The organism is Paenibacillus sp. J2R1T-4, assembly GCF_059692235.1.
Genome location: NZ_JCAUBA010000015.1, coordinates 88,162 through 113,990 on the forward strand (window position 1 = coordinate 88,162; position 25,829 = coordinate 113,990).

The following is a 25,829-nucleotide window of genomic DNA, read 5'->3' on the forward strand; positions in this document are numbered from 1 at the left end:
ATATGCTGCATTACAACTCTTATTGTATTGATTCAAGAATGCGCCTCACACTGAGGATATTGTCTACATAGGTGCAATAATTTAGCCTTTGACCGAGCCGGCAGTAATCCCTTCTATAATGTGGCGCTGCATGGCCAGAAAGAACAAGACAATTGGACTGATGCCCATAACAAGCGCGGCCAAAGCCAAGTCCCATTGTTTCGTATATTGCCCGAAAAAGGAATTGGTCGCAAGCGGAATGGTACGGAGCTCAGGCTTTTGAAGAATGAGCAGCGGCAACAGAAAGTCATTCCAGATCCATAAGCTGTTGAGCAAAATAATGGTGACTGTAATTGGCTTAAGCAGTGGAAATACGATTCTCCAGAAAACACTGTATGGTGTACAACCGTCTACAACAGCGGATTCTTCGATTTCTTTTGGAATCGATTTGATGAACCCGTGATATAGGAAGATAGACATCGACACTCCGAAGCCGAAGTAACAAATCATAAGCCCCGGCAAGCTGCTGAGCAGCCCAAACCATTTGGCCACTTTGACAAGCGGAATCATGATAGCTTGAAAAGGGATGACCATAGATGCAACGAATAAGGTAAACAATACTTTATTGAAGCGAGTATGATGCCGCACAAGTCGATAGGCTGCTGATGCCGCGATCAGAACAAGTCCAATATTGCTGATAATCGTAATGATCAGTGAATTTTTCAGAGCGGAAGGAAATTTCATAATGGTCCAAGCCCGTGAGTAGTTCTCCCAATGGATAGCCTTCGGCAAGCTGGCTGCATTCAACAGAAGCTCACTGAAAGACTTGAACGAATTCGCCAAGACGAAGTAAAAGGGAACGAGAAACAATAACCCGATCAAGATAACGAGAAGTTCTACACCGAATAATTTGGCTGAATATGGACTGCTATTGCTTTTCACACCTCCACCTCCCGCCGCTTCGTTAATGTCACCTGTATGGTCGTGATCAGGGCAACTACCGCAAAAAATATGAGAGCCTTAGCAGTCCCTAGACCTAACTTGTTATTCTGATAAGCTTCCAGATATATGTTCATAGCTACGGATTCCGTTGATCGGAAAGGTCCCCCTTTGGTAAGAGAGAAGTTCAGATCGAACATCTTGAATGCCCAAGATATCGTTAGAAACAAACAGATCGTAATTGCTGGCATGATGAGCGGTATTGTAATGTTCCAAAGAACCTGCCAACGGTTAGCTCCATCAATATGAGCTGCTTCCAATACTTCCTTAGGCACATTGGTAAGCGCTGCGATATAGATAACCATCAAATAACCCGCGCCTTGCCAGACGCTAACGATAATCAGTGCCCAAAACGATGTAGTCGAATCACCTAACCAAGGGAGCTGAAAGAAACTAATTCCCGTAGCATTTCCAATGGTGGAGAAGCCTTTCACGAAGATGAACTGCCAAATGAATCCGAGCAGCAGTCCGCCTATCACATTCGGAAGAAAGAAAACCGTTCTTAACAAGTTGCGTGACTTGAGCGGCTGTGCTAATAAATAGGCTAGCGCAAATCCGAGCAGGTTAGTAAGGAGAACATCTGCAACAGTGAACCTCGCTGTAAACCAGAATGACCTCGCAAAATCTTTATCATTGGTCAGAATCGCGACAAAGTTGTCCAGTCCGATCCATTGAACTGCACCGGATACACCGTTCCAGTCAGTCAGGGAGTAATAAATCCCTAGCGAGAAGGGAATCACGATAATTACAGCAAACACTGCAATGGCAGGGCCAAGAAAGATAAGCTGTTGAAGCCATGTAGAGTCTAATTTTGCGCTGCGCATGGACAACCGTCCTTTCAATTTGTTTATTATTTGGAGTATGTGTGTATTCATTATAGAGAAATGAACAATTCAAACACACCGATACAGTTAAACCAGTTGGTGGAATATATTGATCTCTATTTGCTCACAATGACCATATCGAATAACCGAGATGAGGGCTAACATGCAGTTTCTGCGACACAGCATTCGGAATCAATTAATTGTCTTTTTGCTAGTTGCAACTATTGTGCCCATTGGATTGTCTATGTACATTACGTACATCTATACAAAGGAAAGCTTGAAGGACCGTGCCGTTGCAGTGAATACTCAGCTCATCTATCAAGGCCGAACGAACCTGCTTAATTTCACCGACACCCTAAGCGCAGCTTCACTTTCGTTATACAGCGACCGTTCACTCCATCAATTGTTGGACCAAGGGTTGACTGATTATGAAAGCGAATCTAGAATTTATAATGGATTACAAAATATGGCGAGAAATGTGAAGGACACGTATCAAATTTATCTGGACGCCATTATTAGCGGCAGATCCTATCTATTCATCCAAGATAATTTCAAACGAAGCGGTCCGACAGCAGGAAAGTCTGGGAGAGAAATCACTGTCCCTTATGCGGCCTATATGGAACCAGCACATCCAAGTCATGATTATGGCATACAGCAGCTTCCTTATTATTCGCCTGAGTCCGTGATAACGTTGCATCGTCCTATTCATAGTGTTCCAAGCACACGATTAATCGGGTTTCTTTCTATAGACGTAAGATTGGATACAATTCGCCGCATTGCCGAGCAATTAATGGACGAAGAGAAGGAACAGCTATATATTATTGATTCGGATGGTCAACAGATCTTGGCTGCCGGTCGTATGACGGATAATCAGCGCCCTTCTTCAGATGAGCCCTGGGTCCAGCATTTACTGAAGCAATCAACGGTGCAGGGTAGCTTTGAGTGGAATACGGATACATTCAAAGGCATTGTGGTCTATGACAAAATGATCACACCTTATATGAATTGGTCTCTTGTCAAAAGAATTCCATACGATCACTTATATGAGAATGCCCGGACCCTAACGTTCATTAACATGCTCGTTGCTTTACTATGCCTGTTGATCGCTATTGCAGCAACTGTTGCGGTGTCCATTCGTCTCACCTCACCGATCAAACATCTGATCCGTCAAATGAATGCAATCCAAACCGGTCGATTGGACACCAGAATTGAGATGAACAGGGAGGATGAGATTGGTCAGCTATCCAGAAGATTTCAGACGATGATGGATACGATTAACGAATTGATTATGCGTGAATATAAGCTCGCTCTGGCTAACAAGACGAATCAGCTCAAGGCCCTGCAGGCGCAAATTAACCCTCACTTCCTTAACAATGCCTTGCAATCCATAGGCACATTAGCCTTGCAGCATCAGGCTCCGAACGTTTACGCCCTGCTTGCTTCTTTGGCCAAAATGATGCATTATTCCATGCAGACCAATGAACCGCTAGTTCCTTTATCCGCTGAACTTACGTACCTGAAGCATTATATGGACCTGCAGAAGCAGCGATTTAGAGATAAGCTGGTGTTTAGCTGTACGATTGGTGAGGGGACTGAGGCCGTAATGGTTCCCAAAATGATCATTCAACCCATTGCAGAAAACTACTTCAAACACGGACAAACATCTCAGACCAAAGGTGGAATTCTAACAGTGACAACGAAGTTAATGAACAATCGACTCTTTATCCAAATTAGCGATAACGGTGCGGGAATGTCGACAGAACGACTTCATAAGCTTCAGATGGAGTTGGATGGACCGGAAATTGAGAACCGGCAAAACCATATCGGCCTTGCGAATGTGATGGACCGATTAAGGCTATATTATGGGACTGAAGCCTCTATTCAGTTACTGCACGTGAACCCAAGTGGCTTATCTGTTGTTCTTACGATTCCATCTGTGCAAGAGGGGGATCCCGTATGAAGGTATTACTTGTGGATGACGAGCAGCATGTAAGAGAAGCTGTCCGTATGTTAGCGGACTGGGATGCTTTGGGGATCGATACGATTCTCGAGGCTGAGAATGGGAGCTTGGCCAAGCATTTCATTCAAGAAGAACGGCCAGAGATTATTATTACCGACATAATGATGCCGCTTAGCAGCGGACTTGACCTGTTGGAATGGATTCAGATGCAGGCTCTGCCATGCAAAACCATTGTAATTAGCGGTCATAATGATTTCGATTTTGTCCGGCACACCGTGAAATATGGAGGCACCGATTACTTATTAAAGCCGCTTGATCCGGAGCAGCTCCAACAAGCGCTTCGCAAGGCAGTGGATAGCTGGAGAAGCGAAGAGAAATCGAGATCACAAGAGCAGCAGCGCAATATGGAAATGAATCAGATCAAACCTGTTTATTTGGACAACCTGCTGTCTACTTTGCTGAACGATACAGGTGACTACGGAAGACTTAAGGCCCAGCTGGCTCCTATACTTCCGGGCATGTGCGAGGCAAGCGAATGCAGAGTCAGTGTATTGAGTCTGGACACGATGGAAAAGCTGATTGCTGAGAAATTTGTCAATCGGATGGATTTGTTATTCTTTACGCTGATCAATATTTGCAACGAGTTTCTGATTGGGAAGAAGCAAGGAGTAGCCTTCCGCTATTGGAACAGTCATACGGAGATCATCCTGTTAATCTGGAGCGATCTTCAAAATGTAGAATCGACAATAACCCAAATAAGCCGAGGCATTGCTCGTGCTATCAAAACCCAGTTCGACTTCGGCATCGGGCTCACTAAGCCTTTCCCGAACGGACTTAAGGAATCATTCAAAGAAGCTCACACCGCTCTGCGCAAACGCAACTTGCTGCAGCCGGGCAGCCGAATAACCGTATACCGTGAAGATACCTCAGCATCTAGAACCAGTACGCTTCATCTGACGGATTATGAGGAACGTGTCCGAATGGCCATTCGCAGCGGAAAGGATGAGCAGATTGCAACAGCTGTGGATGAGTTGATCGATGCGGTGAAGCAGTTGGACGAAATTACAGTCGATCAGCTTGAATTGTGGGGTCATGAGTACAGTGTGTTGAAAACGAGATGGATGCAGGATCTGTTCAGGGAGGAAGAAATGAAACCCGATCTGCGGCTGCCTTCTGAGAACGCTCGCTATATTGTCCCTATGGACAGCCAAGGTAAGCTATCAATAGCGATGTGGCACTCAGAGCTTATGGAAAGCATGGGCAAGCTGACGAATATCCTTCAGAATCGGCGTATTCATGGGGGCGAGGTGATGTATGACATCGCTCGTTATTTGGACAATCACTATGCGAGTGATTTGACGCTTAAAGATTTGTCCGACCAGTTCTTTTTGAGCCGGGAATATATTAGTCGCAAATTCAAGCAACAATTCGGGGAAAATGTCGTCGATTATATTAGCAGGATTCGCGTTGATAAGTCCAAGCTGTTATTACTGAATCCTTTGCTTAAAATTGCTGATGTCGCACAAGCAGTGGGCTACCAGGACGAGAAATATTTCAGCAAAGTGTTCAAAAAACTGGAAGGAGTTTCCCCGAATGAATACAGAAAGACCTTGAAGTAACTAGAATTTAAAGAGCTAAATGGATAGTAAGATGAAGAGGTGAACCTACTTGAGTACACAATTGGATACGATAGCAACGACTTCGCTTGCCTCTGCGCGCGCGGGCAAATCAGTCAAAACCCGCAAGAAATCATACCTTTTATTTTTTACCAGCTGGCTCCTGCTCATCGCTACAGGAATTCTCGGTGCGGTTTGGTATACGGAACACATTAAGCAGCAAATTACTTCCGATTTGTACAGCCAGACCAACCAGCAGCTGCAGACCTTGCAATCAGAATATCAGCAGCAAGTGGATACGTTGAAAGCAAGCATGACTTCTGAAATGTCCAAGCTTCAGGCGAAGGTAGATTCCTTCAATGAACTGCTTGCTTTCTCCAGAGACAGCGCGAACAGTAAGACCGATAACAGCAATCAGCTTTACACTCAATTGCAAGAAGTGAAGAAGAAGCTTGACGATTTGAAGAAAAACCTGGACGTGCTTCAATGAGTATAAGTGTTAGAGAAATCAATCGATTTTTCATGTTAGTCTGCGCACCTTTCCTAGGCATTATGTTCTACATACTTCTTTCCGATTGGTCGATAACGACTACAGCTCCGCAACCATCTCCTTTGCAATTTTTTTCAATTGAAGGAGAAGCAGCTTCCATCGATAGCAGGCTTGATAAGGCCAAGACGGATGCGGTAGCCATAGGAGGGAATATAGAACAATTCTACAAGTTATACGACCAGAGCAACAGGGAAATGTCCGCCTTGCTTACCATAGCTGCTAGTCAAACAGGCAGACCAGAGCAAATCTTCGATAATCGCATAACTGCGCTAATGGGGAATCCGATTCGGACCATCACTTCGGGTAATATCGATCTTAAGCTGTACCAATTCTCCACCGCCAACTATAAAGGCTACGGATTGAAAACGAATTTGAAAACGGACAGTGCGATGAAAATGGCACTCGGCAAAGACAGGCTCGGAGGCAGCGAAACAACACTTGAAGCTGCCAATCGATTGGGCGCTATTGCCGCTGTGAACGCAGGCGGGTTCGCGGATGACAGCAGCGGCAAGCGATATCCGCTCAGCAACACGATGCTGAACGGCAAGTTCGTGTACGGCTTCGAACCGACATTCGAGAATTTAAGCTTCGTTGGACTAAGCACGGAGCGGAAGCTGATCGGCGGATTGTTCTCCCGTCAGGATGAATTGGACAAGCTGAAGCCGTCCTTCGGCGCCACATTCGTTCCTGTATTGCTGAAGAACGGAGTGAAGCAGCCTATTCCTGCGCAATGGCAGAACTCGCCAAAGCGGGCACCGCGCACTGTAATCGGCAGCTTTGGCAACGATCAGCTGCTGATCCTCGTCGCAGATGGCTACGATGAACGAGGGGGCTCCGGCGCGACGCTCGCTGAGCTGCAAGACCGCTTGGCTGCGCTTCGCATCCGTGATGCGTACAATCTGGATGGAGGAGGCTCCTCCTCCCTCGTTGTAGAGGGCAAAGTGATTAACAACCCGTCCGATGGACGCTTGCGGCCGCTGCCTACGAACTTCTTATTCTTCAAATGATCGGAATGAAGCGGTGGCTGCGGCGGATGTTCACAACACGAAATGTTCACAATTGAACATTTTCTTTTGCGGGACAGTTGGGTATAATAGGGGTAGTCAAGAAAGCCACGATAAAAGAGGTGCATACGCATGGGAATTTTCACATCTACAACGTTCTGGCTCGTGATGGTCACGTTCGTTATGTTCATTGTGGCCATAATGACATCTTCTTACAACGAAGATAAAACCAAAGGCCTGTAAGCAACATCAACTGAAAGCCTCTGCATTAGGTGAACGCCTGGTGCAGGGGCTTTTTTCTGAGCGATTATATATAATTTTGTGAGTCGGGGCGGCTGAGTGATAGTTAATGGCTTGGTTGGTTGGCTTGGTTAATTTAGCTACTCACGAGGTTAGATGTATAAAATTTCGACACAGACAGCTGAAAACGACCCCAATTCACCTCTAGATGTCGAAGAAATGTACATCTAACACTCATTTGGCCCGGAATAGGCCTCATTTCGTACCAATTTTTGCTTTTTTCAGCTTTAGATGTCGAAATCTTATACATCTAACACGGAAAACAGGTTGATTTTGCCTGTCTATGTACAATTCTTCGACATCTACTTTAGCGGAATAAAGCATTACATCCTCCCAGTCCATCCGGCCGCCACCACCCTTTCCCCAACCATCCCCATGTCACTTTAAAAGTTAATTTCCTTCGCGCGGTTCAATGTAAAGAGGTGTAAGCCTTTACTGCCAAATCCTCCCCCAACGATCCAATCTTTCTGCTGTAGCCCAACTAACAACTTGCCCGCAGTATGTCTATGTACGTCTAACCAGAGAATCACCTCTTGGACCCCGAACGGTTGCCCGCGCCTGGAAGCCATTCTTACGACCTCCCTCTCACAGACATTCAGTAGTTGAATACCACCATTCCCTCTGTCTACACCCGCCCAACGACCCATGAATTGCTGTAATTGCTGCTGACAGCTGCGCGGGCGTTCCAAAATGTCGTCATAAGAGAAGCGCAGGATCTTCCATCCGTCATTAATGAGATCATTCTGTCTCTTCAAATGATCGGAGAACTTGCTCCTGTCCAACTTGACATGGGTTGTGAATTCGTCTATTTCGATCACCAAATAGAGGGTTCCATATATCCAAGCAAAATCCAGGAATCGTCTACCGTCCTTGAAATCATACACCTCATATTCGGGATGCAAATAATCGAAATTCCCCACAGCCGGCCACCATATATACTGGGCAAACAGCTTCTCCGCATGTTCATGACCTGCCTCTAATCTCCTCAGACGTTCCCCCTCACGCAACGACAAATGTCTCAACAGCCAAGCCGAATAACTGGTTTCAAACAACGACAATTTCATCATCCCCTCCATTATGCTCACGAAAAAAAGCGCCATTCCGAATCCCCGATCATCGACCGGTACATTCAGAACAGCGCGTGCTTCGCGTCCGTAATTTGGTTGTTACATGTTACATTTTAACACAAATCCATTGCTTTCATTCCCAACTTCACAAAACCGCCTTAGCAATCTGCCCAATGATGATATCTTCAATCTCAGGCACGAACGGTCCCCTCAGGCCGAAGAAGTAATTACAAGTAGCTTCATAGCCGCCTTCATGAATCATTTGCGCCGTTGGAATGTAACAGAATACGCCGTTCGTATAGCCTAATACCAGCGTCTTACCTGTACCGAACATCTTCTTGATCATTAAAGCATATTGCGTGGACACTTCACCTTCAATGGACACAATCCGTGTCTCTTCATCTAATTGCCAGATTGAGATGAAGATAGGCATCCGATCCTGAATCGTTCCGTCTTGTATGGCTTGAATGGTCCTCCGAGCTGAATTTTGATAAAATTCTCCCGCCGTCGGATCGTTCATAATCTTCTCATAAAACTCAACCGGAGTTTGCTCCGTATAAATATACGGATCTAACAACACAGATCGGAAGCCGCTGCTTCGCACAGGAGTGAATGATCCGCTCTCCATCAATTGTGCGACTTCCTTGGCCAGATCAACTCCCGCTTCTTCCATCTCTTCGTAAGTACAGGACTTGAACTTGTCTCCGTCCGCACTTTTCATGGGCTTGATCTCGCCGGCGCAGCCTTGCAAGAAGATAGCTGTTGCGCCGGGATAAGCTTCCTCTAACCAGTTAGACGTCTTCCCAGCAAAGTCTCCTGAGAACAAGTAGTTGGCAGAGCCCATCGCCGTTGTATGACACCCGTAATTATATAAAATTCCTTTTACGATCTGATCGGCATCCACCAGCTTCAGCACGAATAAATCCTTATCGATCTTGCCTCCGTAGTAAGGCTTCCACTGTACACCGCCTTGTCCATCAGGCAATCTTCGGCTAATCCCAAAATCAGAATCTGCCCGGCCTATCAGCAGCTCCCCTTTAGTCAGGTTAGCATAACAATGCCGGACCATCCGCAGCAACGTTTCTTCTATGTAATCGTAGTATAGTTCATCCTCTGTATAAACGAGTTCTTCCTCGGATAATGGCCACTTTTCTTGTCCCATACTGTAGCCGCCTCGTCGCAACGAAACATCACGACCCGTGAGAAAGACGGAATGATGGGTGTGCGAGAAGTTAATCATCACATCCGCATGCTCTAGACCGAATGCATCCTTCAACGCATTCTTGATCCCCACGATGAAGCTGCGGTCTGAGCCTAACATGTCAATCGTGATCATCAGCAAGGATTTGTCCGCCTGTAAGAGCACAGCCTTCATCATAATGGGATCGTGGACACCCTCAGACTTATGGGTCCGCGCCCCGTAACCGTGCATGAATACAGGATGATCGGGTGTAATGATTTCTTGAGCTGTGCAGAATAACATGATGATTCATCTCCTCAGTCTCTTATAGTAGGAAAAAAGAGACTATCCCTACAGTCATGTATGACTGACTAGACGTCTCTTGCGCACAATCATTTCTGTATTAAGACTGCTCTGGATGCTAACGATGCACGCCACCGGGAAATCCTTGGAGATTATGCCCGTATTTGCGTCATTTCCCCTAAGCATCCTTGGCAGATATGCTTTTCTTTATATTCCGTTACTTCATTCATTTCCCCGCAAAAAACACATTTTGGCCGAAAACGCTCAAGCAATATTTGATCACCGGCTACCAAAATTTCTACAGGATCTCCTTCATTCATTCTGTAACGCTTTCTGAGCGACTTAGGCAATACAATTCTGCCCAGTTGATCAACCTTACGGACGACGCCAGCTGGCCTCATCAAAGTTCCCCCTCCGACAAATGTAACGAAAAAACGCAGATCATGTTCGTCCTACTATATTCGCTATTTGTTCGGAAAATCCTGCTTATTTCATGCCATGGGGTCGCAATATTTGCAAGTTCGATGCCTTTTAGCTTAGTCCAAGGAATTGATTTTGCCTTAAACCTTCGAATAACACAATGGCCGCCGAATTGGATAGATTCAGAGAGCGCACGGCATCCGTCATAGGCATCCGAATACACGTATCTCGATTGGCTTGCACCAACTCGGGAGGAAGGCCCTTCGTTTCCTTGCCAAACACAAACATATCTCCGTCTTTGTATTCAAATTGTGTATACAGTCGAGCTGCCTTAGTAGTGGCATAGAAATATCTGCTAGTGCTGTACTGCGCCTGCAGTTCCTGGAATGAATCGTAATAAGCTACGTTTACAGCATGCCAGTAATCTAGCCCTGCACGTTTTAAAGTCCGGTCATCGGTATCAAATCCTAACGGTCTCACCAAATGCAGATGAGTCCCAGTCGCCGCGCAAGTTCTAGCGATGTTCCCGGTATTCGCCGGAATTTCCGGCTCCACAAGCACAATATGAAAAGCCAAATCCTTCACCTCATCGAACATTTTAACATCCACTTTACAAAGGATGCAAATTCTCCTTATATACTTGCGCCATAATGAATGTATTGTTAACCGACTATGATCGAAAAGGAGACCTAGATGATGACAAAAAAACGGATACTAGTTGTTGATGATGAACCCTCAATCTCCACTTTGATAGAATACAATTTGAAGCTTGTTGGCTATGATGTGCAATGTGTGTATGATGGTGAGGCCGTCTTTGAAGTGCTTTCTAAATTCCGTCCGGACCTGATCGTATTGGATCTGATGCTCCCCAAGCTGGATGGTATTCAAGTATGCCGTAAGCTGCGCAGCCAGGATAACCGGGTACCGATCATTATGTTAACCGCTATGCAGGATTTGTCTGACAAAATACAAGGCTTGGATAATGGCGCAGACGACTATATGACCAAACCATTCAGCCCGCAGGAGCTTATTTCCCGCATTCAAGCCATTCTTCGCAGATTGAGTACCTTGCCTTCTCTTACGGAAGATAAACTGCAAATCGGTCCAATCGAAATTGTTCCTGATCAACGTGAAGTGAATATGCACGGTAATCCTGTCGAGTTAACGCCAAAGGAATTCGAGCTGCTCGTCTTTCTCTGCAAACATCGAGGAAAAGTGCTCAGTCGTCAGCAATTGTTGCACGGGGTATGGGATTATCACTTTCTCGGGGACACCCGAATCGTAGATGTTCACATTAGTCATTTGCGCGATAAAATGGAAAAAAATGCTCGAAATCCTGAATATATCATGACTGTTCGCAACGTTGGATATAAGCTTACGGAGCCTTCTGCGAAGGAAATTATTAGTAGGTAGGAAACGTTTTCAATAGAGGTACCCATATTTTGGGCATTTATCCGATCGGATAGGTATGTTACTCTTTTGTTTATGCACGGCCGAAACTGTCCATCCAATCAGCTTGATTGCGACAGTGCGGGGGATGATTTATTGCGGACTTCTGTTCATCAAGTCCGATGGGGTGAATCGTTACTTCAAGCAACGAAGGGTTGTATCCTCAGCCCAAACCCGACAACTAACCTCGTAGGCCTATTTACAAAAGGAGCGATGTACCTTGAAATCCAAATTTGTCACCCGAACGTTAGCTACTGTAGCGTTAGGAGCCTTCTGTATTGGCGGGACAACCGTCTTTGCGGAAAATGTAATCAAGCTGCTTCCGGAAGAACTCATCTCTATTGCTCCAACCGTTAAAGAAACGGAACAGATTAACAATTGGGAGCCAATTGCCCCTGCTGTACCGATCACGTTCGATTCTCAAGCAGGTTGGGATTTGCAGCGTCCTAATCTGAGATTAGAGCTTTTGGAGCAAGCACTATTCGTAACCGCTGATGTTCCGCCAGCACAATCAGCAGAACCCGCTGCAGTCCCAGCGCCTCAGCCTACACCTGCTCCCGCAGCCACTCCAAAAGCTGCAATTGTGAACAAAGCCAAAGCTGTAACTAAGCCTGCTACAGCCTCGAAACAGGCGGCAGCGCCTCAATCAGCACCTACAGCGGATACGCAAAACAAGACCGTTCAGGATAGCAACGGGAAACCCGTTTCCTATAAAAAGGTTATTCAAGCCAAGGCATCCGCCTATTCCAGCGCAACGGAAGAGAACGGCAATTATGGCGCAGTAGATTATTTTGGCAATGCGCTTAAGCTTGGTACGATAGCAGTTGACCCATCCGTCATCCCGCTTGGCACAACGGTTCTGGTCAGAGGACATAGTTTTGACGGTCTACCGCAGACACTTATGGCAAAAGCGACAGATATTGGTGGAGCCATTAAGGGTAATCGAATTGATATCTTCATTCCTGGGTCTAGAGATTATGTCAAAGGTTTTGGCATTCAAAATGTAGAGATCTACGTTTTGAACTGACCCTTGTTCTTTATAACTGCTTAGGTATATTCAATAATTGAGGGACGGTTACGAATTCGTAGCCGTCTGCTTTTAATTTCTGGATAATCGTTGATAACGCTCCTACCGTTCCAGATAAATCCTGATTGTCTCCGCCTGCTGAATGCTGCAGAACAATTGCCCCGGATTTGACCGTGCTTAATATATTATGAGAAACTTGCTCCGCGGATAACCCTTTCCAGTCTAAGGAATCTACATTCCAGTTCACGATCATATATCGATGGTCGCCGGTCCATTTCAGCTGTTCCTCTGATATTGCTCCATATGGCGGTCGAATCAGCTTAGGGCTGTATCCAATTTGCCCGCTCAGAATCCGGGTCGTTTGATTAATCTGTTGCTGAAAAGCCAATAAGGACAACTTGGTAAAGAGCGGATGATTATAAGAGTGATTTCCAATGACATGTCCTTCCTTAGCAATACGGCCCACAATTGCCGGATGTGCCTCCGCTCGTTTACCAACTAGGAAGAAGGTTGCTTTCACATTTGCGGCTTTCAATACATTCAGGACTTGAGGCGTATATAGATCATCAGGACCATCATCAAAAGTTAGCGCGATTTTACGTCCTTGCGATTGCCCCTGGAATTTGAAAATGTCGGAATATTTACTTCTTAATTCAGCAAGGGTCAGTTTTTTCTGTGACATCTCCTGCTGCCGTTGGACGGGAATTGAAGGTTTCTTCTTCACAGATGCAGGCGAAGCAGGGGTCGGCACTGGTGCTGGGGCTGGCGAAGGAATAGCAAGCGGAACAGATGGCTGAGGCATAACAACACTAGGCAGAGGAGTTCGCTGCATGTTGGAATCCATGGATGATAAATTCGCGGTTGATTGTTCTCCACTAGAAATATTGACATCGCGATGAATGGCTTCGTGATCCTTCTGCTCTGAAGCGGATTTCGCTCCGCAGCCTGCTAACCCAATTGCTATCGCAATTACGAATATGGCAATAGAAATTGGTTTCGATACATAATCGATATGTTTTTTCATCGTGAGCCCCCCGTTTCCTCTAGTATGCTCCAGAATACAAAAAACACCCGCATACGAGTAAAGGACCAACAAAAAGAATAACCTTCAAAAAGTGGAATCGAGTAAGGTTACAGATTGGAGGGAGTCTTAATAACGTTTGTCGAGAAATAAAAGGATTCAGCATGAAGAAGGGCCCGCCTATACATTACAAAGACTGTTGCCTTACTGCATATGTATAGGCCGGGCAATAAAGGATGGTGTTACGTTCAGAGGAAATTGTGTTCGCTCTTCGTGAGCTGGACTCTACTTGCGGTCAAAGCTATCCAACAGGAACTGAGCCATTTCACCGGGCTGTTCCGGGTCTCCGCTATGCCTAAGAATGAATGGAATACCCAACTCCTCGTACTTAAGCTTCAGCATATAACCATGCATGGGATGATGGATAACCTCGCCGACGGGTGCTTCTTGAGGGATACGCGGTAAGTCCAGAACAAAGCCGTACTGCATGAAGGCGGGGGGAGCTTGAGGAGACATATAGGTGATCGCAGACGCTTCCTCCATAAGCTTCAATACGGACGGCTTGTACAAATCGTCAATCGACGGGATCCCATAGAACAAAGGCAGATTCGGTTGGATATGCGGCCCTTCATAAATCCCTTCGTAGAATCTTTGATCCTTGGACACTTGAGTGCCAAAGCCGATGAAAGCTGAGACTTCAGTTGTTATCCGTTCTATTGGATCTGGACTGTCCGGCTTAGCCGAGTTACCCTTCAATGCATTCCATAGGGCGATATGACCGCCTGCTGATGAACCTGATGAGGCTACTCGCCGAGGATCGATCCCCCATTCATCCGACATGCTTCTAACAAATTGGAGTGCTCTGGTCCCGTCCTGCATCGGAGCAGGGTATGGGTTATTCGTAATAAAACGATAATTGCAAGATACTACGGATATTCCCGCTTCCAGACATTCCTGCATAAGCTGCCTATGAAGATTTTCCGTCTTATCGCCCCCCACATATCCTCCTCCATGGAAATAGACAAGCACGGGCGTACGCTCCCCGTCTCGCTGAACGATATAGGCGTCTAGAACATTTCTATCGTGCGGGCCGTAAGCGACATCCTTATATTCTTTTATTCGCATCCAATGTTTACCACCTTTCATTATCAGATTGCATAATATCAGCGATAATTATAGCACAACTTCGCGTTCGAAATGGCAGGATATTCAGTAGAGGAATTCCGCCCGGCTTGACGAATAGTTTATTTTGGAGGTGGTTGTATTGGACATGAAATGGGATCACAAATTGGATAACTCAGCAATACCGAACAAAATATATACGTTTGCGGATGCGTGGTTAGAGTGGCTGAGTGGAAGTAAGTTCCCCCTTGCGTTTTTCGGAGACAGTACGGTAGACGGTTCCAATACTTCGGATTGGGAACGCAATACTTTGGGCAGTGATAATTGCTCACCGAACGCATTTTCTAAGAAATTAGAGGGTTTGCTTCGGGATGCTTCGAACAACCAGACTCTGCGTATTTACAACGCTGGTTTCAGCGGGCAAATCGCAAGCTGGGCGGTAACCGTCTTGGAGCAGGAATTCGGTGAATCATCCGCTTATAAGGATGTAAGAATGATTGGCATCGGGTTCGGAATTAACGACCGTCTTGTTTATCCGAACGCAAAAGCTTATAGAGAAGGCTTCAAGGCCAATATCAAGCAGATTATTACTTGGTGTTACTCTAAGAGCATTCAACCGTTCTTGATTACGACACAAGCTACTGTAGAGCCTGGCGTACATACGACTTATGCTGAAACGTATCCTCTGCGTACTAGTGGAACCATTAACTCAGTAGCGAATGAAGTGAAGCGTGAGCTTGCCATTGAATATGACTTGCAGCTGATCGACCTCAACAAGTTTACAGAGATGTTCTTGCTTTATTCTTCGTTTAGCGCAAACAGAATTATTTCGGACAGGCTGCACTTTGGAGATGTCGGCCATCAATATGAGGCTGAAGTTATTTTTTCGCATATCTCGCCTCTCACAATCGTTGCGGATAGCTACACGAAGATTGATTTTTCCAGTCAAAAGCTCGCGGCTAGTATCCCTGAAGATTGGCTGACAATGCCTGCTGCTCTTACGGACAGCTTCAAGGTTTACGTTGACTATACAAAGACGGACAGCGCGGACATGAGAATAATGTCGGTCTGGGTGTTTGTTACCTCCAAGAAGAAGCTCACTCTAAAAGCATACAAAGGAAATTCACCAGACACTTACATCAAAGTGAATGGAGTTCCTGTGGCTCTAACCGGAGCCGAGACCTTAGTTGACCAGCTCGAATTAGGACTTTATAAGCTGGAAGCTTTCACCGGGGAGTCGACGAATGTAGATTTTAAGGGCTTTATTCTCGATTAGTATGTAAGTTTCATGGCGCCTTTAGAGCTATGCCAAGCAGTGTTTCCAGAGCTCTAGAGCGGTTTTTCCGCTTTAGAGCCATGTCAAGCAGCGTTTCCCGAGCTCTAGAGCGGATTTTCCGCTTTAGAGCCATACCAAGCAGTGTTTCCCGAGCTCTAAAGCGGTTTTTCCGCTTTAGAGCAACGCCAAGCAGCGTTCCCCGAGGTCTAGAGCGGATTTTCCGCTTTAAATCAAAAAAAACCGCACACTTCCTAAGAAGTGTACGGTTTTTTTCTATCCCTATCATCAGCCATTCTTCTGTTGAAAATCTTTCATGAACTCCGCAAGCGCCTTGCAGCTCTCGTAGGGTACCGCATTGTAAGTAGAAGCACGCATGTGGCCTACATCGCGGTGGCCTTTAAGGCCCACGAAGCCGTTATTCTCTGATTCCTTGAAGAATCGGGCTTCTAACTCCTCGTTTTGCAGCGCGAACGTGATGTTCATCAAGGACCGGCTGGATGGATCGACCAACCCTCTGTAGAACCCTCCGCTCTGATCTATTGCGTCATAGATCAGCTTCGTTTTGACCTGATTCAGCTGTTCCATCTTCGCCAGGCCGCCGATCTGTTTAATCCATTGGAGCACAAGGTTAACCATATATACGGAATATACAGGCGGAGTGTTGTACAGTGATTTTCCCTTCACATGGGTATCATAACGCAGCATCGTAGGCAAGTGCTTGGGAGTATTCTGCAGTAAATCCTCACGAATGATGACGATCGTTACGCCTGACGGTCCAAGATTCTTCTGTGCTCCTGCATAGATCAGACCGAACTGCGATACGTCTACCGGTCGGCACATGATGTCGCTCGACAAGTCGCCGATCAGCGGGACGGAACCCGTGTCCGGGTACTGCATGAATTGCGAGCCAGCGACCGTCTCGTTCGAGGTGATGTGCACATAGGCTGTATCAGCCTGAATAGTCAATTCCTCTTGGCCCGGTATACGGGTGAAGCCGTTCTCTTGCCCGCTCGCTGCCGCATAGGCTGTCCCGATCAGCTTAGCTTCTTTATAGGCTTTATCCGACCAGGTTCCCGTCAAGACGTAACCGGCACTATTACCTGCTTGCAATAAATTCATAGGGATCATGGCGAATTGCGTGCTTGCCCCGCCTTGAAGGAATAGGACTTCATAGCCGGATGGAATTCCAAGAAGCTCCTTCATCAGTGCCTGTGCCTCGTCGTTTACTTGCTCGTATTGCTTACTGCGGTGTGAGATCTCCATAATCGACATGCCGATTCCCTGGAAATCTACGAACTGCTCCTGCGCCTGCTGAAGCACCTCAAGAGGCAATGCAGCCGGGCCTGGGTTAAAGTTAAAAGCACGTGTTTGCTGCGACATTTCGATTGTCCCCTTCTTTCCCTGTTTGGTAATATCGCTAATAATAGCAGTATTCCCTGGTATGTTCAATACGAATAGCAAGCTTTGTCTGAAAAATGTCTAAAAATCAGGGTATGCTACTGGAGAAGTCAATCCAGTTGGTATTCCTTAAGAGGTGGTGACCCCGATGAAGCAGAATCAAACGATGTCGAGCTCGAATACGCTGCGCCTTTTTATCGCCATACCGCTCCCAAGTGAAGTCAAGACCGCACTGAAAGTCGCAATGGAGCAATTAAAGCAGGATTGGCCGTTCCAGAAATGGGTTCATCCAGAAGACTATCACCTCACGCTGAAATTCATTGGTGACGTCTCCACTTCCTCGGTTAGTGGCCTGGAGACGAAGCTTGGCCAAATAGCTGCCCGTTCAATGCCCTTTGGAATTAGCCTCAAGGGCATTGGCACATTCGGCTCACCGCAAACTCCAAGCGTGCTGTGGGCAGGGATCAGCGGCAACATGCAGGTGCTGCAGCAGTTGCAGTCTGATGTGGAGCAGCAAGCGGCTGAGCTTGGTTACGCTCCAGAAGCGCGCGCCTACGCTCCGCATGTGACACTGGCTCGCCGCTTCGCAGGCAACAGCAAAGATAAAAGCGCTCAGCTGCTGCAGACAGCTTCACAAACGATAATGCCAGCCGGTATCGCCGCCGAATGGGTCGTAGACAGAGTGACATTGTATAGGACCCACCTAGGGCAATCACCGATGTATGAAACGCTTGGTGACTACTTTTTTTACGCTGGGGGTTGATCAAAGAGCGGAAGTGTAACCGTAACGGTCGTGCCTTCATTTAGAACACTCGAGAATTGTAATGTACCGCCATGCAAACTCAAGATCTCGCGACAGATCGACAGGCCGAGGCCCGTTCCCTCAGCCTGAGGATTCACCTGGAAGAACTTCGTTTCAATACGGGATAAATGCTCCGCTTCGATGCCTATTCCCCAATCCATGATGTGAATTACCGCTTCATGGCCTTGTTTTTCTAACCTGATCTCGATGGTACTGACCATATGTGAGAACTTGATTGCATTCTCCAATAGATTAAGGAACACTTGTCTCAGCCGATTCGAATCGCCGGATACAGCAACATGCCGATCAAGCGCTTCATCGTTCATACGGAGCAGAATGAAGATCTGCTTCTTTTTTGCCTTGGATCGTAATTGCAGGATAACATCCTCAAGCAAGCTTGCAATCGGAACTTTCCTTATATCCAGATTAATTCGCTTCTGATCCAGATGGGAGAAATCAAGCAGCTCCTCTACAAGCCCGATTAAGCGATCTGTTTCCTTGGATATGATTTGCAGCCCTTGACGCGTCTCCTTCTCATCTTGCATATCGCCGGTTTGAAGGGTCTCGCTCCAGCCCTTTATACTGCTGAGCGGTGTTCGAATCTCGTGGGAGATCGAGGATATGAAATCATTCTTCAGTCCCTCGCTTCGCACAATTTCGGATGCCATGAAATTCAAGGTTTTGGCCAATTCCCCAATCTCATTGCGATCAGACTCGTGCACCCTAACCTCGAACCGTCCTTGGGCCATTTCTGCAGATGCTGCCGTTATTCTCTTAATCGGCTTCACTATAGAATTAGCTAAAGTCATACTAACAAGTAGAACAACCAGTAAAACACCGAGACCTATTGCAATGGATAAGAGTAAAAGGCGCAACAGAATACGGTCCACTTCATCTAATGAAGTAATGTAGCGTAGAACAGCCAGAGTCTGGCCATTGTACAGGATCGGTGTAGAGACGGCCATTACTTTCTCATCGGTTACCGCAGATCTTCCCGTCCACACGCCGACTTGTCCTTTTACGGCTTTTCTCACATCTTCGGTATGTCGCTTATTCTCCGAAGCGAATCCGCTGGATGTGATCAATATACTTCCATCCAGATCAATGATCTCCAGCTCGGCTGACTCATAGGCCAGATTGTGCACCAACTCATTCAAATTTTGCTTGAAGGTGGTAAAGTACAAATTATTCGAGTACTTGCTGTTGAATGAGAGCGACACAGACGCATGATTGGCCAATACCGTCTCGATACTTTTGTAATAATACTGACGCACGGCTAGCGCTAGCACCGTTTCTACAAGAAGCAAAGTCAGCAGCACAACGAGAATGAATCGGGCTACCACTTGGCGCTTCAGACCGCCGCTTCTCATACCCTCTGCTCCTTCCACATATACCCGTACCCCCATATTGCTTCCACGTACTGTGGCTGAGAAGGATCATCCTCAATTTTTTGACGCACCCGCCTTATATTTACATCCACAATCTTCGGATCACCTACGTAATTCACACCCCAGATTTCATCCAGGAGCTGGTCCCTGCTCACGGGCACATTGCGCCTCTCCATCAGAAGACGAATCAATGAAAATTCGGTAGGCGTTAGCTCAATGCGCTGGTCACGCTTCAGCAGTTGATTTGTTTTGGGATGCAGCTCGAACACGCAAGACACAATGGAATCACCCTGCTGTGATTCACCTTTTACAAGCCGGACACGCCTCATTAACGACTGCACCCTCGCCATTAGCTCAACAGGGCTGAAGGGTTTGCCCATATGATCGTCAGCGCCTAGAGAAAGTCCCATTACTTTATCCTGCTCCTGAACTCGGGCGGTTAAGAAAATAATACCGATTTTCTCATTGAACTCTCGTACTAGACGACACACCTCGAACCCGTTAATCCCTGGGACCATGACGTCTAATAGAGCAATATCTATCGTTAGATCCGTCTTCAAGAGACGGAGTGCCTCATCCCCATTATCGGCTTCAATGACTTGATAGCCGTTCCGTTTCAGATTCACAACCACAAAGCTGCGAATCGAATCTTCATCCTCCAGGATCAATACTTTCCCATGACTATCTTGGGTCAGGACTGGTTTAGAGTCATTCATGACGGATTGTCCTCCCCCTGATTAATCGTTTCCGTAACTAAATGAAAAAAGGATTTATCAGAATCCACAGCGCCCTTGTTAATCATGAACACCGTCGTTGCTGTTCTCGTCAGCTCCACCCACGTGTCAACCTGATCTCCCTTCCACTGCGCAACTGGGACAAATCGAATCTCAGCCAAGAGCGCTTTCTCAGCTGTGGTCACAAAGCGCACCGATGTATCCGTCTTCTCGAGCGTATACTTTCCTGACCAACCCTTCGGGATGTCGATATAGAAACCGCGAGTGTTATCCAAATACCGTTCCAGGACATAGGAGAGACCAGCTTCGCCATCCCAATTGTAATATTGGAATATCCATGGAATTTCCACCATCGCTGCTTTTTCCCAGCCTGGAGGCGTGATCATGAGAGGAATCTCGATAATTTGGTCCCGGTTCACATCTGTACTTAAAGCCGAATAAGCACGAAAGGTAGGATTATCTTTATCCGAGAAGACTGCTCTTAGTTGACCGTTGTCCCATATGAGGATCTGGCTCAGTGAAGAGTGAGCACCCACACCGGCGTCAAGAATGACACCGCGCTTATTTGCCGAGACTTGTCCTGACATTACATTGTAATATCCATTCACGTAAGGGTCGAGCGGGGTCTTCCCTTTTTCCAAGAATGAGCCCTCATATTGATACAAGGTTGCGGACGCAGTATCTTTATCTTTACCCCGCACTCGATTAATCACAGTCATATCCACCTTGCTGTCTTCGTTCATATCGTCTATAATGAGCTCTTGGTAAGGAGACTCGAATTGCTTCTGCAATTGTCCCTCCCTGCTCAAGGAATATAAGGTAAGTCCTTTCTGATCTCTATTGCTTACGGATGAATAGCCGACTATAATTACTGGGCTTCCATTATGCATAAGGTCGATGAATGTAAGGGTGTCGAGTTCATTGCCTTCTCCCTGGATGGTCTGCAGCAGCTTCCAGCCCTCCTGCTTTCTCGACCATAATTGTCCAATAATCTGATCTTTATCGCCTTTATCCTTATAAAAAATAACCGCTTCATCCATCCCGTCACCGTTAAGGTCTAGAATAGGCACCGTATTCCTCTGATTCAACTTGCGCGGTTTAATAATCGCGGCGCCTGGAGGCAAGGAAACCTGTAACTGCTCCATTAACTTCTCCTCTTCAGCCATGAGCTTTGGTAACCGCATATAAGTTTGCGGGGGCTGAGTCAGACTGCAGCCCGTACCGATCAACATACAGACAAGCCCTATTAAAAATGCTTTCCGCTTCAATGCCATAATGAGCCCCTCCGACTTCTACTCCGTTTAACCCGGTTTCCGTGCCATAATTATATACATAATAACTGGTTTTCGTAATCAAAAAGTAACAATCCAGTAACAAACAGTCGAAATGAAGCTATAAACGTATGGGAATCCAGAAACATTTTGGAAGAATGTGTCGTTTAATACGAGAATCTATTATAATGACTAGAGACTCTACTTAGAATGGGTGAAACTTTTCCTGATGAAAGCTGTCAAATACATTATCTTGTTTATGTTAGCCATACAACTATTCCTGCCTTCAACCCTTTCCATGGCGGACGTATACCACAATCGAATGGATTATGAACTTGTCAAAAGCAATCTTCACGACATAGATGCCATACTCGAGCAGATGCGTAAAGAAATCAAACAAAAAAAATTGAAGGACTATGTTGTTGTGTTAGGCGATTCTGTGCTGTATGGAAGCCCTGGAGACTCGAATCAAGTGTTCAATGCCTTCCTGCAAAACGAACCTGATGCTCCTGTGATCTTCAATTTGTCCATGCCCGCCATGCAGCTAGGGGATTATTATGTCATGCTGCTGAAGCTTAAAGAATTCGGCATTTCTACAGACAGGCTATTATTCAATATTCGCTATGCATCCTTCATCGAACGCGATCCTTATCCTGCAGCTGTATTCTGGCTGAAGGAAGAGCTGCATCGACTCGACCCGGTCACTTATGCCGAGAGATTGGATCATCTGAAGTTAACGGGATATAATCCGCCCGACGGCTTTTATGAGCGATATCGTTATTTCTTACATGAAATTGTGATCCCTAAAGTGTCTCTGTTCCGTTATCAGGATGCGATCAAGATGAAATTCCGGCACAAATGGCTTGCGCTGAATGATGAACCGATTCCAAGCGATGCATTAGGTGATCCTCGACCTTGGTATGAGAAGGATTTCACCGATTTCATGAATGATCCGGAGCTGATAAGAAGCTTCTCGGACAAACCTTTTGACTTGACGGCTAACAATCCGGATATTTATTTCCTCAATAAGATTATTGCCGAACAAAAAGGTAAGCAGACTATCGTTGTCCTCACGGGTACGAATCATGAAATGATGAAGGATTATGTGCATAAACCGCAATATGTCGCAAATATGACGACTCTTGATCGATATATGGCACAGCTGCCCGTCAAATATGCTAATTTAGAAGGACGCATTCCAAACGCTTTGTTTACCGATCATACTCATCTCACTCCTGAAGGTTATGAGAAGCTAGCTGACATAATATGGGATGAACTGGAATAGGAGATTTGATCCATGCTGTTTCATACGCCAGAATTCGCTGGACTGTTAATTGTATCTCTTCTGCTCTACTATTTGATGCCGAAGACACGTATTTACATGCTTACCATAGCCAATATGCTCTTCTATGGTGTTGCAGGAATAGGGAATTTGTTTATTTTCCTTGCCATTACCGTCATTAGTTACGTGTGTTCCAAATTCATGCGGGGCCGCTACAGCAAGGTTGCCTTATGGATTGGGATAGGGGTTACCGTCGCCAACCTGATCTTCTTCAAGTACATTGTTTTCCTGATGCGCAGTGTAGGCGACCTTCTGAATATCGTATTGGTTGCCGAGGATTCCTTCTGGGTGTCTATAATCCTGCCGATCGGGATTTCGTTCTATACGTTCCAAGTCATTGCCTACCTGGTTGACGTGTATCAGCGCAAAGCAGAACCGTCCAAGACGCTCTTGAACTTCTGGGTGTTCATCTCCTTCTTCGCCCACCTTGTGGCTGGACCGATTATGAGATCCCATGAATTCATGCCGCAAATCGAGAAGATTCAAGCGATCCGGTTTAATATAAGGACATTTAAGCTGGGTATCGCCTGGCTCACTGTCGGACTTATCAAGAAAATATGGCTCGCGGATTATTTGGCCCCGTATGTCAATGATTACTTCGCGCTCGGCAGTAACATTACCGGTGCCGAAGCTTGGATGGCCTCCTATATGTTCGCCTTCCAGATCTTCTTCGACTTCGCTGCCTATAGCGAAATGGCGGTGGGGATCGGATATTTGTTCGGTATGGAGTTGGCCATTAACTTCAAGACCCCCTACTTAAGCACAAGCGCCACTGAATTTTGGCGTCGCTGGCATATTACTTTGTCTACATGGATCCGTCATTACATTTACATTCCTCTTGGAGGCTCGCGCAAAGGTCCGGTTCGTCAATACACGAATCTATTCCTCGCAATGGCGATCTCAGGGATTTGGCACGGTGCTGCATGGACGTATGTGTTATGGGGGATGTATCATGGTTTACTGCTGATCGTTCATAAGCTCTATACTATGCTGAAGGACAAGCTTGGCTTGAGCTGGATCGATAACAGCAAAATATATCACGTTATCACCATTATTATCTTCTTCCATTTGACTTGTGTGGGCTGGATTTTGTTCCGGGTGGATGGCTTGAAGAACGCGATGGCAATGATCCGCAAAATGTTCTCACCCGAAGTGTTCCAGTTTAACGGGCTGCTGTTCCCCTACGTATACATCGTGATTGGCTTGTTCGCCCTTCACATCGGGGAATATTACTTGTTCAAGCATGCTTCCAGATTAGCGAGAGTATGGGATCAACGATTCCCTGCTCCGGTGCGCGCGGCTTTGTACACTGCGATTGCTGCTTTCCTCATCATCTATCTGAAGGGTGATCAGAATACATTCATCTATTTTCAATTCTAGAATGCCTGGGCTCACTTGATGAGCTCAGGTTTTTTCACATTTTGCTAACTTTTCTTCACACTTTCTTCATAAACATGCTGTACACTATGGGTAAAGTGGCTCATTATGACTCTGACTCTTTGGAGGGATACCTATGAAAATCAAGTTGAAAGCCTGGAAAAAAACGATTATTCCTGCAGTACTGGCCGTCGCACTGGCCATTCCGCTAGCTGCCTATGCGGCAGATGATTCTAATCCATCTCCTGACCCTTCTGCAGCGCCAACACAACAGGAGCAGATTAAGAAAGTCGATACCGCTAACATCCATCAACAACAATACATGCAGCTCCTGCTTGAGAAATATGCGCCTAACCAATTGAATGATTGGAAGCTTGCTGTTGCCGAAAGAGAACGATTGCTTGCAGAAGCGAAGGCAAAAGTTAATCAGAAGGTCAAGGATAGTGTTAAGGATAAGGTCGATAAGAAGATCAAGGAGAAAGCAAGTGATAGGAGAAATGGTCAACTAAAAAGTAAGCTTGAAAGCGGAGAAGTGACCAAGGAGCAAGTGAAGAAACATATCGAAGAGCGGGTACAAAGCAAGAAGGTTCAGTTAGATGAGAACAAAATGGCTGCTGATCGGGTGAAAGCTAAGAAGAAGATGGAGGCAATGAAGAAAGCTTCCAAGCATCCTGGCTTCGCTGGTAACAAAGATCTGGCTGTAGCCCTCCAATCAGGCGATACCGAGACCATTCGTGCTGCTCTTACCAAACAACTGGAAGCCATTCAAAAAGCGAATACATTGCTGTCAGACAGGCTGGCTAAAGCGGAGTAAAAAAGTGAAATATTAGAAAAAAGCCCTCCTTCACACCAAATGGTATGTTTGATCGAGTATAGACATATGCTAGGAAGTGTTAAGAATCAGTCATCTTTCAGCAGCAATGTTCAATGTTCAGTCAACATTCCGTTCAAGTTTGGACATATTTATTCCGGGAATCAGCACTATAACGAGTTATACTAAGGATGTAGATCTCGTCTGCTGACATCTCGATCAATATGTGAAATGGAGGAATACGAAATGGAACAAGTAATCATTCCAGAAGATCATTCTGTGGAGAATGTACCAATACCGGATGCCTTCGACCCTTTCTATAGCAACTTTAGAATGACGGACAGTCTGCCGCATTGGCTCCAATTGCAGCAACAGATTCGCGAGCATTTGAATCGTCTTATGGCTGGACTGGATTCCGCAAGTCTCGTGTTGACTGAATCGGAAATCAATGTAATTAATGAGAAAATTGCTGTTTATAACGAGAATGTCCCTAACATACATTTACGAAAAGCTTTGGTCAAACCGGATCACGTGGAAGAAGCGTTCGAAAGCTGGCAATAGTGCATGGACCGGTTACACTTATTGAACAAAGAACGGCCTCCCTTCGAT

24 protein-coding genes and 1 riboswitch are annotated in these 25,829 nt (G+C 46.0%); of the genes, 12 read left to right on the plus strand and 12 right to left on the minus strand.

The features are described from left to right. Nucleotides 1-81 precede the first annotated feature (81 nt). Together AC58QD_RS22690 and AC58QD_RS22695 are read right to left on the minus strand one after the other, a co-directional pair. Nucleotides 82-921, minus strand: coding sequence for a carbohydrate ABC transporter permease (locus AC58QD_RS22690; RefSeq protein ID WP_497337283.1), 840 nt, complete (start codon nt 919-921; stop codon nt 82-84). Further along, a complete protein-coding gene (locus tag AC58QD_RS22695) occupies nt 918-1,802 on the minus strand; it encodes a carbohydrate ABC transporter permease (RefSeq protein ID WP_497337284.1) in 885 nt (294 codons plus the stop codon). The genes AC58QD_RS22690 and AC58QD_RS22695 overlap by 4 nt, the downstream gene beginning before the upstream one ends. Before the next feature lie 163 nt (nt 1,803-1,965). Between AC58QD_RS22695 and AC58QD_RS22700 the strand changes: the two genes are divergently transcribed. From AC58QD_RS22700 to AC58QD_RS22715, 4 genes are read left to right on the plus strand one after another with little or no spacing between them, the layout of a single operon-like run. Next, complete coding sequence (locus tag AC58QD_RS22700) at nt 1,966-3,762, plus strand: cache domain-containing sensor histidine kinase (protein WP_497337285.1); 1,797 nt, start codon at nt 1,966-1,968, stop codon at nt 3,760-3,762. Continuing rightward, entirely contained in the window at nt 3,759-5,381 is a 1,623-nt protein-coding gene (locus tag AC58QD_RS22705) for a response regulator (RefSeq protein WP_497337286.1), read from the plus strand. The genes AC58QD_RS22700 and AC58QD_RS22705 overlap by 4 nt, the downstream gene beginning before the upstream one ends. Before the next feature lie 49 nt (nt 5,382-5,430). Then, on the plus strand, nt 5,431-5,868 hold the full coding sequence (locus tag AC58QD_RS22710) for a hypothetical protein (protein WP_497337287.1): 438 nt from the start codon (nt 5,431-5,433) through the stop codon (nt 5,866-5,868). Beyond that, complete coding sequence (locus AC58QD_RS22715) at nt 5,865-6,935, plus strand: phosphodiester glycosidase family protein (RefSeq protein ID WP_497337288.1); 1,071 nt, start codon at nt 5,865-5,867, stop codon at nt 6,933-6,935. The genes AC58QD_RS22710 and AC58QD_RS22715 overlap by 4 nt, the downstream gene beginning before the upstream one ends. A 680-nt stretch (nt 6,936-7,615) precedes the next feature. On the opposite strand, the gene AC58QD_RS22720 is transcribed toward AC58QD_RS22715, so the two are convergent. The 4 genes from AC58QD_RS22720 to trmL form a co-directional block, all read right to left on the minus strand. Further along, a complete protein-coding gene (locus tag AC58QD_RS22720) occupies nt 7,616-8,296 on the minus strand; it encodes a putative endonuclease domain-containing protein (protein WP_497337289.1) in 681 nt (226 codons plus the stop codon). Between the two features lie 148 nt (nt 8,297-8,444). Next, entirely contained in the window at nt 8,445-9,782 is a 1,338-nt protein-coding gene (locus tag AC58QD_RS22725) for a neutral/alkaline non-lysosomal ceramidase N-terminal domain-containing protein (protein WP_497337290.1), read from the minus strand. Nucleotides 9,783-9,934: 152 nt separating this feature from the next. After that, nucleotides 9,935-10,183 carry an AbrB/MazE/SpoVT family DNA-binding domain-containing protein gene (locus AC58QD_RS22730; protein WP_497337291.1) on the minus strand — a complete coding sequence of 83 codons (249 nt, stop codon included), beginning with the start codon at nt 10,181-10,183 and terminating at the stop codon, nt 9,935-9,937. 130 nt (nt 10,184-10,313) lie between these two features. Next, the gene (trmL, locus tag AC58QD_RS22735) at nt 10,314-10,778 is read right to left on the minus strand and encodes a tRNA (uridine(34)/cytosine(34)/5-carboxymethylaminomethyluridine(34)-2'-O)-methyltransferase TrmL (RefSeq protein WP_497337359.1); all 465 of its coding nucleotides are present in this window, start codon (nt 10,776-10,778) and stop codon (nt 10,314-10,316) included. A gap of 120 nt (nt 10,779-10,898) precedes the next feature. Between trmL and AC58QD_RS22740 the strand changes: the two genes are divergently transcribed. Then, the gene (locus tag AC58QD_RS22740; RefSeq protein ID WP_497337360.1) at nt 10,899-11,615 is read left to right on the plus strand and encodes a response regulator; all 717 of its coding nucleotides are present in this window, start codon (nt 10,899-10,901) and stop codon (nt 11,613-11,615) included. 68 nt (nt 11,616-11,683) lie between these two features. Continuing rightward, a riboswitch (cyclic di-AMP (ydaO/yuaA leader) is annotated at nt 11,684-11,864 on the plus strand. 7 nt (nt 11,865-11,871) lie between these two features. After that, nucleotides 11,872-12,678, plus strand: a complete 807-nt coding sequence (locus tag AC58QD_RS22745; RefSeq protein WP_497337292.1) for a 3D domain-containing protein — start codon at nt 11,872-11,874, stop codon at nt 12,676-12,678. 10 nt (nt 12,679-12,688) lie between these two features. Here AC58QD_RS22745 and AC58QD_RS22750 read toward each other — a convergent pair whose 3' ends face one another. After that, nucleotides 12,689-13,702 (minus strand): polysaccharide deacetylase family protein, encoded by a 1,014-nt coding sequence (locus AC58QD_RS22750; RefSeq protein WP_497337293.1) that lies wholly within the window; start codon nt 13,700-13,702, stop codon nt 12,689-12,691. Nucleotides 13,703-13,984: 282 nt separating this feature from the next. Continuing rightward, nucleotides 13,985-14,824 carry an alpha/beta hydrolase fold domain-containing protein gene (locus AC58QD_RS22755; RefSeq protein WP_497337294.1) on the minus strand — a complete coding sequence of 280 codons (840 nt, stop codon included), beginning with the start codon at nt 14,822-14,824 and terminating at the stop codon, nt 13,985-13,987. 145 nt (nt 14,825-14,969) lie between these two features. Between AC58QD_RS22755 and AC58QD_RS22760 the strand changes: the two genes are divergently transcribed. Beyond that, the gene (locus AC58QD_RS22760) at nt 14,970-16,097 is read left to right on the plus strand and encodes an SGNH/GDSL hydrolase family protein (protein ID WP_497337361.1); all 1,128 of its coding nucleotides are present in this window, start codon (nt 14,970-14,972) and stop codon (nt 16,095-16,097) included. A 285-nt stretch (nt 16,098-16,382) separates the two neighbouring features. Here AC58QD_RS22760 and serC read toward each other — a convergent pair whose 3' ends face one another. Beyond that, nucleotides 16,383-17,477 (minus strand): 3-phosphoserine/phosphohydroxythreonine transaminase, encoded by a 1,095-nt coding sequence (gene serC, locus AC58QD_RS22765; RefSeq protein WP_497337295.1) that lies wholly within the window; start codon nt 17,475-17,477, stop codon nt 16,383-16,385. A 166-nt stretch (nt 17,478-17,643) separates the two neighbouring features. Here serC and thpR point away from each other — a divergent pair, with 166 nt between their 5' ends. Further along, nucleotides 17,644-18,258, plus strand: coding sequence for an RNA 2',3'-cyclic phosphodiesterase (gene thpR / locus AC58QD_RS22770; RefSeq protein ID WP_497337296.1), 615 nt, complete (start codon nt 17,644-17,646; stop codon nt 18,256-18,258). On the opposite strand, the gene AC58QD_RS22775 is transcribed toward thpR, so the two are convergent. The 3 genes from AC58QD_RS22775 to AC58QD_RS22785 are packed head-to-tail and all read right to left on the minus strand — an operon-like array spanning nt 18,243 to nt 21,693. Continuing rightward, on the minus strand, nt 18,243-19,667 hold the full coding sequence (locus AC58QD_RS22775; protein ID WP_497337297.1) for a sensor histidine kinase: 1,425 nt from the start codon (nt 19,665-19,667) through the stop codon (nt 18,243-18,245). The genes thpR and AC58QD_RS22775 overlap by 16 nt on opposite strands. Next, nucleotides 19,664-20,401, minus strand: a complete 738-nt coding sequence (locus tag AC58QD_RS22780) for a response regulator transcription factor (protein WP_497337298.1) — start codon at nt 20,399-20,401, stop codon at nt 19,664-19,666. The genes AC58QD_RS22775 and AC58QD_RS22780 overlap by 4 nt, the downstream gene beginning before the upstream one ends. After that, nucleotides 20,398-21,693 carry a hypothetical protein gene (locus AC58QD_RS22785; protein ID WP_497337299.1) on the minus strand — a complete coding sequence of 432 codons (1,296 nt, stop codon included), beginning with the start codon at nt 21,691-21,693 and terminating at the stop codon, nt 20,398-20,400. The genes AC58QD_RS22780 and AC58QD_RS22785 overlap by 4 nt, the downstream gene beginning before the upstream one ends. Nucleotides 21,694-21,919: 226 nt before the next feature. Here AC58QD_RS22785 and AC58QD_RS22790 point away from each other — a divergent pair, with 226 nt between their 5' ends. The 4 genes from AC58QD_RS22790 to AC58QD_RS22805 all read left to right on the plus strand — a co-directional run bounded on the left by AC58QD_RS22790 (nt 21,920) and on the right by AC58QD_RS22805 (nt 25,781). After that, nucleotides 21,920-22,975: an SGNH/GDSL hydrolase family protein gene (locus tag AC58QD_RS22790; protein WP_497337300.1), complete on the plus strand. Its 1,056-nt coding sequence runs from the start codon at nt 21,920-21,922 to the stop codon at nt 22,973-22,975. A gap of 12 nt (nt 22,976-22,987) precedes the next feature. Then, on the plus strand, nt 22,988-24,412 hold the full coding sequence (locus AC58QD_RS22795) for an MBOAT family O-acyltransferase (protein ID WP_497337301.1): 1,425 nt from the start codon (nt 22,988-22,990) through the stop codon (nt 24,410-24,412). Between the two features lie 133 nt (nt 24,413-24,545). Next, the gene (locus tag AC58QD_RS22800; protein ID WP_497337302.1) at nt 24,546-25,223 is read left to right on the plus strand and encodes a hypothetical protein; all 678 of its coding nucleotides are present in this window, start codon (nt 24,546-24,548) and stop codon (nt 25,221-25,223) included. 243 nt (nt 25,224-25,466) lie between these two features. Further along, complete coding sequence (locus AC58QD_RS22805) at nt 25,467-25,781, plus strand: hypothetical protein (protein WP_497337303.1); 315 nt, start codon at nt 25,467-25,469, stop codon at nt 25,779-25,781. The last annotated feature ends 48 nt before the right edge of the window (nt 25,782-25,829 follow it).